At 44.8% G+C, this 15,420-nt stretch carries 13 protein-coding genes; 2 read left to right on the forward strand and 11 right to left on the reverse strand.

Features of this window, described 5'->3' with window-relative positions; translation table 11 throughout:
* Window positions 1-13 precede the first annotated feature (13 nt).
* The 9 genes from FS628_RS11620 to pdhA all read right to left on the reverse strand — a co-directional run bounded on the left by FS628_RS11620 (window position 14) and on the right by pdhA (window position 12,212).
* Window positions 14-2,353 (reverse strand): type IA DNA topoisomerase, encoded by a 2,340-nt coding sequence (locus FS628_RS11620; RefSeq protein ID WP_145322055.1) that lies wholly within the window; start codon window positions 2,351-2,353, stop codon window positions 14-16.
* Window positions 2,354-2,478: 125 nt separating this feature from the next.
* Window positions 2,479-3,000: a ferric iron uptake transcriptional regulator gene (gene fur / locus FS628_RS11625; RefSeq protein ID WP_313958588.1), complete on the reverse strand. Its 522-nt coding sequence runs from the start codon at window positions 2,998-3,000 to the stop codon at window positions 2,479-2,481.
* A 246-nt stretch (window positions 3,001-3,246) separates the two neighbouring features.
* Window positions 3,247-4,734, reverse strand: coding sequence for a glutamate synthase subunit beta (locus FS628_RS11630; protein WP_145322057.1), 1,488 nt, complete (start codon window positions 4,732-4,734; stop codon window positions 3,247-3,249).
* A 614-nt stretch (window positions 4,735-5,348) separates the two neighbouring features.
* A complete protein-coding gene (locus tag FS628_RS11635; RefSeq protein ID WP_145322059.1) occupies window positions 5,349-5,837 on the reverse strand; it encodes a dihydrofolate reductase in 489 nt (162 codons plus the stop codon).
* 50 nt (window positions 5,838-5,887) lie between these two features.
* Entirely contained in the window at window positions 5,888-6,682 is a 795-nt protein-coding gene (gene thyA, locus FS628_RS11640; protein ID WP_145322061.1) for a thymidylate synthase, read from the reverse strand.
* A gap of 465 nt (window positions 6,683-7,147) precedes the next feature.
* A complete protein-coding gene (lpdA, locus tag FS628_RS11645) occupies window positions 7,148-8,563 on the reverse strand; it encodes a dihydrolipoyl dehydrogenase (protein ID WP_124115257.1) in 1,416 nt (471 codons plus the stop codon).
* 3 nt (window positions 8,564-8,566) lie between these two features.
* Window positions 8,567-9,889 (reverse strand): dihydrolipoamide acetyltransferase family protein, encoded by a 1,323-nt coding sequence (locus FS628_RS11650; protein WP_145322063.1) that lies wholly within the window; start codon window positions 9,887-9,889, stop codon window positions 8,567-8,569.
* 176 nt (window positions 9,890-10,065) lie between these two features.
* Window positions 10,066-11,043, reverse strand: a complete 978-nt coding sequence (locus FS628_RS11655) for an alpha-ketoacid dehydrogenase subunit beta (RefSeq protein WP_017688073.1) — start codon at window positions 11,041-11,043, stop codon at window positions 10,066-10,068.
* Between the two features lie 101 nt (window positions 11,044-11,144).
* Window positions 11,145-12,212, reverse strand: a complete 1,068-nt coding sequence (gene pdhA, locus FS628_RS11660; protein WP_017688072.1) for a pyruvate dehydrogenase (acetyl-transferring) E1 component subunit alpha — start codon at window positions 12,210-12,212, stop codon at window positions 11,145-11,147.
* Between the two features lie 256 nt (window positions 12,213-12,468).
* Between pdhA and FS628_RS11665 the strand changes: the two genes are divergently transcribed.
* Entirely contained in the window at window positions 12,469-13,203 is a 735-nt protein-coding gene (locus tag FS628_RS11665) for an alpha/beta hydrolase (protein ID WP_145322065.1), read from the forward strand.
* A 159-nt stretch (window positions 13,204-13,362) separates the two neighbouring features.
* Here the strand turns inward: FS628_RS11665 and FS628_RS11670 are convergent, their stop codons facing one another.
* Complete coding sequence (locus FS628_RS11670) at window positions 13,363-13,833, reverse strand: low molecular weight protein-tyrosine-phosphatase (RefSeq protein ID WP_145322067.1); 471 nt, start codon at window positions 13,831-13,833, stop codon at window positions 13,363-13,365.
* Window position 13,834: 1 nt separating this feature from the next.
* The gene (locus FS628_RS11675) at window positions 13,835-14,536 is read right to left on the reverse strand and encodes a trimeric intracellular cation channel family protein (protein ID WP_145322069.1); all 702 of its coding nucleotides are present in this window, start codon (window positions 14,534-14,536) and stop codon (window positions 13,835-13,837) included.
* A 131-nt stretch (window positions 14,537-14,667) separates the two neighbouring features.
* On the opposite strand from FS628_RS11675, the gene FS628_RS11680 reads away from it, so the two are divergent.
* The gene (locus tag FS628_RS11680) at window positions 14,668-15,309 is read left to right on the forward strand and encodes a thiamine diphosphokinase (protein ID WP_145322071.1); all 642 of its coding nucleotides are present in this window, start codon (window positions 14,668-14,670) and stop codon (window positions 15,307-15,309) included.
* Window positions 15,310-15,420: the final 111 nt, after the last annotated feature.

Below are 15,420 nucleotides of genomic sequence, written 5' to 3' on the forward strand. Positions count from 1 at the left end.
ATGTTAACTAAGTTCACGCATCCTGCTTCTCACCAGATAACTTGCCTGTTACCACGTCCTGCAAAATAATACGTGCTTTCACCGTACTTCCGTCTTTCCGTTTGAAAGACAGTACTTGCGTACTCCCCTTCTCAATCAGCGATTTTAACATCGTACTGGTGATTTTTTTGCCGGCATACTCTTTCCAGACTACAAACGAGCAGCCTTCCTTGAAACGTGAACATCCATAGCCCTTCTTGCCCTCTATGATCTGGCCTGTACAGCCGGGCGAAGGACAGGGTGCCAGTAACTCTCTCACTCCTGATTGGTTCGCAGTTGAAGATGGCGCCTTGGTAGCAGTACTTGTCCTACTGCTCGATCTTGACGAAGATGCCGAAGACGGACGTGACGTCTTTACAGCTGAACCGCCACTAGTTGTCTTGGCAGATGTCCTCGTATTGCCAGCCTGGCTTTTGGCTCCTTTGCCTTTCCCCCTGCCTGCACGCGAATCTTCTCCAAAAGCATCTGCTGGCGCTGGAGCTTGCACACGTACTTTCTCAATGATGGACAAGGTGAATTTCTTGACGTTCTCCATGAACTTGTCCTGACCCGCCTCACCTTTGGAAATCTGATATAATCTTCTTTCCCATTGACCTGTCATCTCAGGTGAAGTTAACAGATCCACGCCTGCTCGGCGAATCAATTCAATCGCTGTTCTGCCTTTGAGGGTTAACTGCATTTTCTTCCCCTGCAGCGTAATGTAACCTACGTTTTTAAGGCGCTCAATCGTAGCCGCACGTGTAGCCGGGGTACCCAGGCCACTGTCCTTCATCGCGTCTCGCAGCTCTTCATTCTCGATCTGCTTGCCTGCACTTTCCATCGCTTTCAGAAGCGTTCCCTCTGTATAACTCTTGGGGGGCTGGGTCGCCTTTTCCTTAAACTCACTCTTCGTACATTGAACAGGTAAGTCAGGCTGTACGGCAAAAGCCTTGTCCGTCCATTCCTCGGCTTCCTCTTCTTCATTACTGTTCTTTTTAGTCTTCTTCTTGCCTGCGCCACCCTGTTCCTGATCTCCAGAACCGAGCACCACTTTCCATCCGAGGGACAGCAGCTCTTTGACAGATGTCTTAAACTGATGCTTCTCCACTTCGGTGAGCACCGTATGCTGCTTATACTCCGCCGGAGGATAGAAGTGAGACAAGAAGCGTCTTACAATCAAATCATAAATGTTCTGTTCATCCTTGGATAACGTACCCGGTCGCTTCAACGTTGGCAAGATTGCATGGTGATCCTCAACTCTGCTTGGATTACATACCCCTTTATTGTTCTTATGAACAAGCTCCGGCTTGGCCCCTTGTGCAAGCTCACTATACGTCCCATTCTTGAGTAAGTTCAGCGTTTTGTGCATACCTTCAATATTCTGTTCTGTAACATAGTTGGAGTTCGTCCGTGGATACGAAATCACCTTGTGTTTTTCATACAAGGCCTGCGCGATATCCAGTGTTTTTTTGGCACCATAACCGAACTTGGCATTGGCTTCACGCTGTAAAAGGGTCAGGTCATACAAACGGTACGGATACTCCTTCGTTTGCTTCGCTTCGTATTTGGCAATCTGCCCTGTCTTGCCTTTCACACTGGCTGCAATGGCTTCTGCTGCCTCGGCATCAGTCAGCTTATCACCTTGACGCAACCCCCGGTACTCGACACCTTCCTGCCTAAACCAGGCGGCCGCTTCATAAAAGGTCTGCGACTGGAATGCTTCAATCTCTATTTCCCGATCGTAGATTAGCGCCAGTACTGGCGTCTGCACACGGCCTACAGACAGCAAAGCATTATGTCGAGTAGTAAATGCGCGTGAAGCATTCATACCAATCAGCCAATCAGCTTCACTTCTGGCGCGAGCTGCATGGGTTAAATTTTCAAATTCAGATGCATCCTTCAGACCATCAAAACCTCGTCTGATACTCTCAGCCGTCAAATCCGATATCCATAGACGCTTTACAGGCTGACGCAGCTTCAACTGCTGTTGAATGAGGGCGAAGATATACTGCCCTTCTCTCCCTGCATCGCAAGCATTAACGATCGCTGAAGCCCGTTTCGCCAGTTCTCCAATCATTTTGAGCTGATCTTTCGTTCTCGGATTGGGTACAATCTTGAACTGATCAGGTATGATTGGCAGGTCCGCTATATTCCAGCGCTTGTACTTCGTATCATAGGCATCCGGTTCAGCCAGTCCAAGCAAATGCCCAATCGCCCAAGTGATGATGTAATGTTCACCCTCCAGATACGTGCGATTGTTCTTGGCCTTTGGTTCTATGACGGCGGCAATGGTTCGACCCATGTCGGGTTTTTCCGCTATAACCAGTGTCTTCATCCGTCCATCTCTCCTCCTTCACCGTCCGCATGACGGCAAAAAGGGGCCTTCCGCCGACGGAAGCCCCTTGCTTCTGAAACTTATTATATCAGATTTTGGATTCGGGAGCACCCTCCCAGAATGAATTAACCTGCTGCCTGTTCTTTCAGTACATGCTTTTGTCTGCACTCTTTGCATACACCCTGGAAATCCAGACGATGATCTGTGACAGCAAAGCCATACTGACGCTCGATTTGTTGTTCCAAACGTAGCAGGCCATCTTCCATGATCTCTTCTACTTTTCCACATTCTGTACAGATCAAGTGATGGTGGTGATGAGACCCGTCCGTACTCCGTAGATCGAAGCGAGCAGCGCCATCGCCAAAGTTAATCTTTTCAACGACCTGAAGATCACTCAGCAGTTCGAGCGTTCGATATACGGTAGCCAAGCCGATCTCAGGAAATTGCTCTTTAACCAGCAGAAATACTTCCTCTGCACTAAAATGATCCTTCTCATGTTCAAGCAACACACGTACGGTAACTTCCCGTTGTTGTGTTAACTTATATCCTTTTTCAACCAATTGATTTTTAATGTGAAATATCTGTTCTGAAATGGACTTGTCCCGGTTACTTGCCATAGCAGGTCGCACCTCCGGTTTATTATTCATTAAATTTTACTTTTAACGTACGAATTTCTTGGTTTCAGTAAATCCTTATTTATAATCATTATAATATAATAATAAATCTTTATCACTTAAAAAGCAATGCTATTGCTCACACTTACGTGAAATATGTAGTCTTTTCTATTCAATAGACAACAAACAACCCTCGCTGAACGCGAGGGCTGTCATTTATAATCTTATTACAGTTATGAATGTTTAGTATTCGTATTAATCCGCTCTTTTTGTACCTCGTTACACCAGAACCGAAGCACCCATCAAGTATTTGTCCACTTCACGAGCAGCCTCACGGCCTTCATTAATTGCCCATACAACCAAGCTTTGACCACGACGCATGTCACCTGCTGCAAATACTTTATCCACATTGGTATTGTATTTGCCGTAACGTGCCTTAACGTTTGTACGACGATCTGTTGCAAGACCCAGTTGCTCTACCAACGTTTGTTCAGGTCCATCAAATCCAATCGCAATCATGGCCATCTGAGCCGGGAATACACGCTCTGTACCTGGAATTGGCTGATAAATCTTGCGACCAGTCTCATCCACAATACGCTCGATCTGTACCGTGTGCAATTCTTTGAGGTTACCCTCATCGTCTCCGACAAATTTGGTTGTCATGATCGAGAATTCACGCGGATCTTGACCAAATAACGCTTTGGCTTCCTCTTGTGCATAATCAAGTGTGTACACGTTCGGGAATTGCGGCCAAGGGTTGTTGATGCGATCCCGCTCCATAGGCGCTTGTGTATGCGTACCGAATTGAGTGACAGTACGACAACCATGACGCAGCGATGTAGCTACACAGTCAGATCCTGTGTCACCACCACCAATGACGATAATATCTTTATCCTTAGCGGACAGATATTGACCATCTTCCAGATTGGAGTCCAGATAGCTCTTGATGCTGCCATTGAGGAAATCCATGGCGTAATGAACGCCTTTCAAGTCGCTGCCTTCAATATTGAATTCACGCGGCTTGGTTGCACCACCGCACAATACAACAGCATCATAATCATCCACCAGTTGTTGTGCTGCAATATCTTTACCAATCTCGGTGTTCGTAATGAATTGGATACCTTCTGCTTCAAGCAGATCAACACGACGTTGAACTACCTTCTTATCCAATTTCATCGTCGGGATACCGTACATCAGCAATCCGCCGACACGGTCCGAACGCTCATATACTGTAACCGAGTGCCCTGCTTTATTCAACTGAGCCGCAGTAGCCAATCCCGCTGGACCTGAGCCTACCACAGCAACACGTTTACCCGTACGTTTTTCAGGAGGTTGGGGAACGACCCATCCTTCTTCGAAACCTTTTTCAATAATTGCTTCTTCAATGGTTTTGATGGTTACAGGCTGACCGATTAAGCCAACTGTACACGATCCTTCGCAAGGAGCAGGACAGACTCGACCTGTAAACTCTGGGAAATTATTCGTTTTGTGAAGGCGCTCAAGAGCTTCTCTCCACAGTCCGCGATATACAAGATTATTCCATTCCGGAATCAGGTTATGCACGGGGCAACCTGACGTGCCGCCAATCATATCTATACCTGTATGGCAATACGGGGTACCACAATCCATGCATCGTGCACCTTGTGTTCTGAGCTCTTCTTCTGCCATATGTTTATGAAACTCTTCCCAATCCTTAATCCGCTCCGCTGGCTCTCGATCCGCTGGCAGTTGACGTTTGTATTCCATAAATCCAGTAGGTGTAGACATCTTACGTTTTCCCCCATCCGTTCTTGTCTTAATCCCTTCATGTGCATGGTTCTATATGAAATGGATTACTCATTACCTGAGTTTTTGTCTATTGTATCACAAAATCTTCTCGAAGATATTTCAATTATAGTAGCATTTACTGTGCTGAATATTAAATGGATTATCCGCATAATTATTTGTATTTTATACATCATATCGTTCAAGTCTACCTATGGTCAATACCCTTATTTTGGTCTCAAATGTGCTTTTTCACTGCGAAATCTGGCAAGAGTTGAAGGAATAAAAGGTCGAAACGTTATATAAATGTCAGATAATTTGTCATCATCCCCAACAATTTTGCTACAAACCGCTCTAAAACCCGAATATTAGACCTGTTTTAGGACTTCACAACGTTAAAACCCCAAATCTTTTACACTTTTTTACTATTACAAGCTAGTTAACGTGCATAATATACATACATGTCAATCCAACATGTCATATTAATGTAATATGCGCTACATTCCCAAATAAGTGACTCATTTTTTCATAAAAAAAAGACGCTGTTCACGAATAATTCGCAATCAGCGCCACTCCTATACCAGTAAAAACTCAGCCAATATTTAATTATGAAGGATTTACCGTTTACGTTCGTAAAATTCGAATGTATACGCGTGAACATTTTTTTCATCCTGTTCGCCTTCAATCTGTTCGATCAGTTCCCATTCAGACCAATTCACCTCAGGGAAAAACGTATCTCCCTCAAAATTCTCATGAATTTTGGTCACCACAAGACGATCTGCAAGTGGCAAGAACTCACGATACACTTGGGAACCTCCTATTACGCACAGTTCCTCACCTTTGGTTACGCTCAGTCCTTCTTCAATCGTATGCACAATTTCAGCTTGTTCCACCTTATAGTTCAGATCTCTTGTCACTACGATATTACGGCGCTGAGGAAGCGGCTTACCGCCAAAAGATTCCCACGTGTTACGCCCCATGATAATCGTTTTGTTCAGCGTACGTTGTTTAAAAAAGGCCATATCTTTGGGTAAACGCCATGGAATCGAATTGTTTAATCCGATCACACCATTCTCCCCCATTGCCCACACAAGTTCAATACTCAAGGGTAATACACTCCTTCAATCCAAGTCTCTTCTAGAGGTTGAACACGTAATTAGACTGCAATTGGAGCTTTAATGCCCGGGTGATGCTGGTAGTTTTCAAACTCGAAGTCCTCGAACTTATAATCGAAAATAGAATCCGGCTTACGTTTGATTATTAGCTTAGGTAAAGCATAGGGTTCACGCTCCAGCTGCGTTTTAACCTGGTCCACATGGTTGGAGTAGATGTGAACATCCCCTCCAGACCAGATGAAATCGCCCACCTCCAGATCACATTGCTGAGCAATCATATGAGTCAAGAGCGCATAACTCGCGATGTTAAACGGCAACCCGAGGAACGTATCTACGGAACGCATCGTAAGCATACATGATAATTTACCCTCTGCAACGTAAAATTGAAACGCGAAATGACAAGGTGGGAGCTTCATATTATTGATTTCTGCCACATTCCATGCACTGACAAGATGACGACGTGAATCCGGATTATTTTTAATCGAATCAATTACTGCAGAGATCTGATCAATTTTTTCTCCGTTTGGTGCTTCCCATGTACGCCACTGCGAGCCGTATACCGGTCCGAGATCCCCATTTTCGTCCGCCCAGTCGTCCCAGATCTTCACACCGTTTTCTTTCAAATAAGATATATTGGTATCGCCACTCAAAAACCACAACAGTTCATGAATAACCGATTTGAGATGAATTCGTTTGGTTGTTACCAGCGGAAATCCTTCGGAGAGATCATAACGGAGTTGTCTGCCGAATACGGATTGTGTTCCTGTTCCGGTACGGTCTCCCTTATGCACGCCGTTGTTCAGAATATCCTGTAATAAATCGAGATAGTTTTTCATGTTGTTATCTCCTCGCACTCTTATTTCATACTAAACCAAAGAATATTTACACTTACCACTGCGATGACAGAACAACCTTCCGATCGCTGTTATCCCCAGATTTTTTTGATTTCCTTTTCCAAAGGTAAAATCCGGGGATAAAGGCGAACACTCCGCTTCTTCAGGTTTTTTCTGTCCTCTACGTTCTCGTGTAAAAGGTTAGTTTAACTTAAATACTAAATATATAGACCGTAATTGGCTTAGAGCCACATCATGACTGATCATTACTACAGTGTACCACAATTAAGTTGTTGGATAAAATCAATTCACTGAAACTTATAAGCGTGTAACTTTTCATCATATACATACACGTGTATCTTAAATTTCTCGGCTCTTGCTCAGAAAAAAGAGACGAATAACGCGTTAGCGTCACTCGTCTCTTCTGATTTACGTATAATGCCGGACGAATCCGAAGCTTAGATGATCTTAACGGGAGATGATGTGGATCGGATGACCCATAACCAATTCCGCAGCTTCCATCACGATTTCGCCCAAAGTTGGGTGAGCGTGAATAGTCAGAGCCAGATCTTCCAAAGTAGCGCCCATCTCAATTGCCAAACCAAGCTCAGCAATCAGGTTGGAAGCTTCCAGACCAACGATTTGGCAACCCAATACGAGGCCGCTTTCTTCGTCAGCTACGATTTTCACAAAGCCTTCAGCGTGGTTCAAAGATACAGCACGGCCGTTACCCGCATAAGGGAATTTACCTGCTTTTACTTTGTGTCCTTTTTCTTTAGCTTCTTTTTCAGTGTAACCTACGCTGGAACACTCTGGATCTGTGAACACAACAGCCGGCATACATTTGTAGTCAACTACAGATGGTTGTCCTGCGATTGCTTCAGCAGCCACTTTACCTTCATAAGAAGCTTTGTGTGCCAGAGCCAAGCCAGATACGATGTCACCGATAGCAAAGATGTGAGGAATGCTGGTACGACCTTGGTGGTCAACTTTGACAAATCCACGCTCGTCAACGTCAACACCAATCATGTCGAGACCAAGTTCTCCATCCGTGTTTGGACGACGTCCAACAGTTACCAGCAAGTAATCTGCAGTAACTTCTTTGGATTCACCATTAACGGAATATTTAACAGTTACGTCTTTGTCCGTTTGCTCAGCACTTTCTGCTTTTGCACCCGTAACGATTTCGATACCTGTTTTCTTCATGTTTTTAGCCACGAGGCTAGTCATGTCTTTATCGAAACCTGGCAGTACTGTATCCAAACCTTCGATGATTGTTACTTTCGCACCGAATTTGGAGTACATTTGACCAAGCTCAGCACCGATATATCCGCCACCGATAACGATCATGCTTTTTGGTACTTCAGGCAAGTTCAAAGCTTCTGTCGAAGACAGAATGCGTCCGCCAAACGGGAAAGGCTTCAGTTCGATTGGACGGGAACCTGTTGCAATAATTGCATTTTTAAATTTGTAACGCGGAGACTCGTGGTCATTGAATACACGAGCTTCGTTTTCGTTAATGAACATGCACTCACCGTTGAAAACTTCAACTTTGTTGCCTTTGAGCAAACCAGCTACGCCGCCAGTCATTTTCTTAACAACGCCGTTTTTGAATTCTTGAGTTTTGCTGAAGTCCACTTTTACGTTCTCAGCAGAGATACCAAAAGCTTCACCGTGAAGTGCAGACTCATATTGGTGTGCAGCAGAGATCAGGGCTTTGGATGGAATACATCCACGGTTCAAACAAACACCGCCCAGTTCGGATTTGTCTACGATCAATACGCTTTGGCCCAGTTGAGCAGCGCGGATGGCAGCTACATAGCCGCCAGGACCCGCACCAATTACTAATGTGTCGATATTGAGAGAAGCGTCGCCTACTACCATATCTTACACCTCCATAACAAGCAGCTCAGGGTTAGCGAGCAGCTGTTTAATGTAATTCATAAAGTTTTGTGCTGTTGCGCCATCGATGATACGGTGGTCAAAGCTCAGGGAGAGAGCCATTACAGGTGCTGCAACGACTTCACCGTTTTTGATCACTGCTTTTTCGCTGATGCGTCCTGTTCCGAGAATAGCAACTTCAGGGAAGTTGATGATTGGTGTGAAGAACATACCGCCAGCAGAACCGATGTTACTGATGGAGATTGTGCTTCCTCTCATTTCGTTCGCGCTCAATTTGCCATCGCGGCCACGAGCTGCGAGATCACGGATAGAATCAGCGATGATCCAGATGGATTTACGATCAGCATCTTTGATAACAGGAACGATCAAGCCGTTGTCTGTATCTGTAGCGATACCGATGTTGTAGTATTTTTTGTAAACAATTTCGTTAGCTTCTTCGTCAATCATAGCGTTCAGAGCCGGGAATTGGCGGGAAGCCGCAACCAGGGCTTTAACGATGAATGGCAGATAAGTAACTTTTGTTCCTTTTTTCTCTGCAATTGGTTTCATGCGAGTACGGAAAGCAACCAACTCAGTTACGTCCACTTCGTCCATGATTGTAACGTGAGGTGCTGTGTAAGCTGATTTAACCATTGCATTAGAGATTGCTTTACGAATACCTTTGAATGGTACGCGCTCTTCTTCAACGTGTTGATTAGCTGCAGCCGCTGCTGGAGCTGCGGATTTTTTCTCTTCTTGAGCCGGAGCTTCGGAAGATGCCGCTGCGGAAGAACCGCCACCGTTTTTGAAGGATTCAACATCTTCTTTGGTAACTTTACCGTTGTTGCCAGTACCGTTAACCTGAGCGATGTCTACACCTTGTTCACGAGCGAATTTGCGCACGCTTGGTGTTGCCAGAACGTCTTTGGAAGGTACTGCCGGAACGCTGTTGTTGCCGCCTTCTTTAGCTGCATCCGAGCTGGAAGCTGCTGCAGAAGAACCGCTTGTGTCGGCTCCGCCTTGAGCTGCATCTTTCTCTTGCTCGCCTTGATCGCCAGCAGGAGCGTCGTCTTGCTCAGGAAGTTCGCCTTCTGCATCAATGATGGCTACAACTTCGCCAACGTGGCAGATTTGACCATCTTTAGCGAATACTTCTGTAACTGTTCCGTTAACCGGACAAGGTACTTCAACCACCGCTTTGTCGTTCTGTACTTCCATGATGATGTCGTCGTCAGTTACTTTGTCACCGACTTTGATGTGCATCTTGATGATTTCGCCTTCGTGTAGGCCTTCGCCCAATTCAGGGAATTTATATTCAAATTTAGCCAACTGAAAAACCTCCTTGATTATGTGCTCAATCCTGAAAACAACCCTTAACTCCAAGAAACAACTGTTACTGCTAATGCAAATAACTGTTACTCAAGGGGCTAATGGCTGTTTACAGTGCAGCTTGCGCTGCGGTGTGAATCACCATACTGCGCCTTGCGGCATGTCAGATGATTAAATTAGAAATTTACGACTTTATTAACCGCAGCAACGATACGTGCCGGGTTAGGCAGCCAAGAATCTTCGATTTGTGCAAAAGGATATACAGTATCCGGACCAGCTACACGCAGAACCGGTGCTTCCAAGTGCAGGATTGCTTTTTCATTGATTTGTGCAATGACTTCAGCTGCAACACCTGCGCTCTTTTGAGCTTCCTGTACAACAATCGCACGGTTTGTTTTCTTAATAGAAGCAACGATGGTATCGATGTCGATCGGGCTAACCGTACGAAGGTCGATAACTTCAACTTTGATTCCTTGTTTTTCAAGTTCATCTGCTGCTTTCACAGAAGTGTGAACCATCATACCGTAAGTAATGATCGTTACATCGGAACCTTCACGAACAACGTTCGCTTTGCCCAACTCAACAACGTAATCTTCTTCAGGCACTTCTGCACGGAAAGCATGGTACAGGTTCAAGTGCTCCATGAAGAATACAGGGTCGTTATCGCGAATAGAAGCGATCATCAAACCTTTTGCATCATAAGGGTTAGAAGGAACAACTACTTTGATACCTGGTGTTTGCGTAAGCAGACCTTCCAGGGAATCTGTATGCAATTCTGCCGCTTTTACGCCACCACCGAATGGTGTACGGAATACGATTGGAGAATTGTATTTTCCACCGGAGCGGAAACGCATACGAGCAGCTTGCACGACCATTTGGTCAAGGGCTTCGAAGATAAAACCAACGAATTGGATCTCAGCAACCGGACGGAAGCCTTGTACACCCAGACCTACAGCCAGACCACCAATAGCGGACTCAGCCAGTGGTGTATCAAATACACGCTCTTCGCCAAACTCTTTTTGCAGACCTTCCGTCACACGGAAAACGCCGCCTACATTACCTACGTCTTCACCGAAAAGCAGAACGTTAGGATCACGTTTCAACTCCACGCGAAGCGCATCACGGATTGCTTCTTTCATGTTCATTTGTGCCATTTGCTTCATTTCCTCCTTAAACATTGACAGTTCACATTTGAATTCGTACATGTATACCGGGACATTCAAGTCGCGGATGTTTATGCTTTATCGGAAAAAACTTATTGGAAATCAGCTTTTTGCTCTTCCAAGTGCTTAGGCGTTTGTTCGAACATGCTGTCGATCAAGCCTGAAATCGTCATTTTCTCGGTTTTTTCCGCTTTTTTGATCTCTTCATTTACTTTAGCTTTTGCTTCTTCTTTCACACGTGCTGTATCTTCTTCAGTCCAAAGACCTTTTTTCTCCAGATATTTAGCGAAACGCGCGATAGGATCTTTAGCAGACCATTCTGCCTCTTCTTCTTTAGTACGATACTTGGAAGCATCATCCGAAAGGGAGTGAGGACGGAAACGGTATGTTACTGCTTCGATCAATGTTGCGCCTTCTCCGTTACGTCCACGCTCAGCAGCTTCCTGAACAGCTTTGATAACAGCGAAGATGTCCATACCGTCAACTTTAACACCTTTGATACCTGCTGCTACCGCTTTGTGAGCGATGGAAAGAGCTGCAGTTTGTTTAGCAAAAGGAGTAGTGATGGCATAACCATTGTTTTGCACGAAGAAGATAACAGGCAGTTTGTATACACCAGCGTAGTTCAGACCTTCATAGAAGTCACCTTCAGAAGAACCACCATCACCTGTGTACGTGATAACAACTTGTTTTTGTTTCTTCAATTTGTAACCCATTGCGATACCCATTGCGTGCAGAATTTGTGCACCAATGATGATTTGTGGCATCAATACATTAACGCCATCTGGAATTTGTCCACCATGCTGGTGTCCACGGGAGTACAAGAATGCTTGATAAAGAGGAAGTCCATGCCATACGAGTTGCGGAATGTCACGATAGCCAGGACATACAAAGTCTTCTTTTTCAATTGCAAATTCACTACCAACCATTGTAGCTTCTTGACCAGATACTGGAGCATAGAAACCAAGACGACCTTGACGGCCCAGGTTTACTGCACGGTCATCCCAAGTACGGGTAAATACCATGCGGTACATAATTTCTTTTAATTGATCATCGGAAAGTGTAGGCATCATGTCTTTGTTAACAATTTCGCCGTCAGGAGACAGCACGGACAGAGCTTCTACATCCTCTGTATACACTTCATAAGGAACCTTGCTCATTTTTTTCTTCACCTCAACAAAAAATTTGAATATCAAGTTCCGCTGTTATAATATTATTATACACCTGTTTCACTCCATACGTCAAAGAAATCCGTAATTTTTTTATGTTTCCTGCCGGATTGTATGTATAACAGGGGTTTAATATTGGTATAACAGCATAATACATGTTTGCGTGTTTGACCTAACCCCGCACAAGGGTAATCTTACCGTATTGCGCGGTCGAATGCAAAAAATTAACCGAGAAAGGTGACGTTTTATGACGGATTCCCGCTATTTGAAACGCACGATTGTGAAGGAAGAGATTGAAAGTCGCTACCTCGGAGAGAAGCGAACGCTCCGTATTTACCTTCCTCCGGGCTATAACGAATTGCTTAGCTACCCTGTGGTTTATTGTCAGGATGGCGAAGAATTTTTTAATTTCGGACGAATTGCTACAACAGCTAACCAAATTATTCTGGACGAAGGAGCCGAACCTTTCATTATTGTAGGGGTTCAGGTGGATGTGTCTGTGAGAACGCAGGAATATGCCCCATTTGGAGATCGGTTCAAGGCATATACCGCTTGCTTCGCTGAAGAGATTATTCCCTATATAGAAGAGAAATATCCTGTACGCCCTTCTCCGCAGGAACGCATTCTTGCCGGAGACTCGCTCGGTGGCAGTGTTTCGCTTCATCTTGCTCTGTTATATCCGGATCTGTTCACACGTGTCATTAGTATGTCTGGTGCCTTCTACTCTGCTTCACAGGAAATCTATGCCGCGGCTGAAGATCTGTCTTGGCTCTCGATCTGGATGATCGTTGGTCTGCAAGAGACTGATTTTGAGGCAGACACGGGTACGTATGATTTTGTTCAATTAAACCGGGATACTCGAGACTTGCTGGAAAAACGTGGTGCCCTCGTCTCCTACCAGGAGAAAGACGGAAAACACCAATGGGGCTTTTGGCAGAAGGAATTGCCAGAAGCATTACTTTATTTTCTCCAGGAAAGATAAAAGGACCACATCAACAAGCGGCTGAAATGCCGCTATTGTTCTTTTCCGTAATGATACCGCTTACAATTATAACCTGAAAAAGAAGCAGGATATCCTGCTTGCTTGAGTACCCTACTCCTGCTTCTTTGTCCGATTACAAGTAGGTATGAGATCATGTTACTAGGCTAACGAATGCTCCTCTTCAATCTTTCTCAATAGAACATCACAGCCTGCATTAACCAGCTCGTACACCTCTTCGAAATTGCCTGTGTGATACGGGTCAGGTACTTCTCTGAGTTTTTCTTCCGGAAGCATGTCCATGAACTTGATGATTTCCGCCTCAGCTCCGCCTGGAACGTTGCGCACATTATCTGCATTGGAATTATCCATACACACAATGTAATCAAACTGAGTAAAGTCTTCGCTGGCGAATTGTCTCGCTGCCATGTTGGCGTAAGAAATCTGGTACGAATCCAGCAATTTCCGAGTCCCTTCATGTGGAGGTTTGCCAACGTGCCAGTCACCTGTACCCGCTGAGTCCACACGAATCTGGTGTTCAAGCCCCTTCTCCACAACTTTCTGCCGCAGGACGGCTTCAGCCATTGGTGAGCGACATATATTGCCCAGACATACAAACAAAACGTGAATCATATTATTCCCCCTTGCTTAGCGTACCTTGAAGTACCGACGATGTTGGCTGTGTTACGATGCTCTCCGGCTGAGGATTGACGTCCACCGTTCCTGATGGCACCAACGAACGACGGGGTAGCTTCCATTTATAATGTACAGAACACATCCGGAAGAACACAACGGCTGCGAAACACAGTAACAGCCCTACATTCGTTGTTAACCAACCCATACCTATAACGAAACCGGCTGTCATTGCCCATACAGCATAAATCTCATCACGTAATACAAGCGGTTTACGTCCAGCGAGCACATCACGAATAACGCCTCCACCAATACCAGTCATTACTGCTGCAACGATAACTGCGCTAATAGGATGTCCCATGTTCGCCGCGTACAATGCGCCCTGAATTGCAAATGCTGCGAGTCCGATTGCATCAAATAACGCCTCTGTTCGCTTCCAGTGACCAATCCACTTAAGAGGCAGGATAAACGCAATGGCTACAGATACCAAAGCCAACATAATAAGTGATCCCTGACTCCATAGTGTCGTTACAGGTATCCCTATAAGTACATTACGGATAATACCGCCTCCGAATGCAGTCACAAGTCCAAGTACCAGCACGCCCAAAATATCATATTCCTCTTCCATTGCCACGAAAGCACCAGACATTGCAAATGCGATGGTACCTATAATACTGAATACTTCAAAAACGTGTAAGTCCAACCTGTTCAAACCTCACTTTTCAAGTCATCTCCGTGTCGCTCTACCCATTGTATCCGCGAGCACTGAAATTGTGCAACCACATTTTGTGGATTATACTGGTTTGGTGAAAGAATTAGGAAGGATGAAATGAAATGACGATAAAACGAATTGTTATTTTTACAGGCGGGAACTTATCTGTGGAATTACTTCAGGAAATACAAGAAGATGACATGATTATCGCGGCCGATCGCGGTGCACTATTTTTGATTGAACACGGCATTCAGCCTCACATTGCAGTGGGTGACTTCGACTCTATTACCGAAGAGGAACTTACAATTGTAAGTAACAATAGCATTAAATTCATTACATGCGACCCAGTTCATAAGGATCTTACTGATACAGAAATGGCCTTTGAGACAGCACTAGATCACGAACCTTCTCACATCTTAATGTTTGGTGCTACAGGTACACGTATGGATCACACACTCGCCAATGTACATATTATGGTTCGCGCGATGCAGCATCACATCTCCTGTGTCATACAGGACAAACACAACTACATGACACTGACAACATCCAGAGCTGTGGTTGAGCACCGTGACTATAAATATGTTTCTCTGCTCCCCTTGACTCATGAAGTTACAGGAATAACTCTGGAAGGTTTTATGTATCCACTGGATCAAGCCACGATTCGCATGGGACAATCCTTGGGTGTTAGCAACAAACTATTAGGTACTTCGGGTACAGTCACCATCGATAGTGGCTTACTACTGATTATTCAGAGCAAAGATTGAATCTATTAGCATGCTTTATCGTTATTTATTACGTTATTGTAACCAGTGATTCATTGAAGAAAATAGGTTCACACGTAATAAAGACCCTTGATATTCAAGGGTCTTTTCTAT

It is taken from the genome of Paenibacillus xylanexedens (assembly GCF_007676705.1).
GTDB lineage: Bacteria > Bacillota > Bacilli > Paenibacillales > Paenibacillaceae > Paenibacillus > Paenibacillus xylanexedens_C.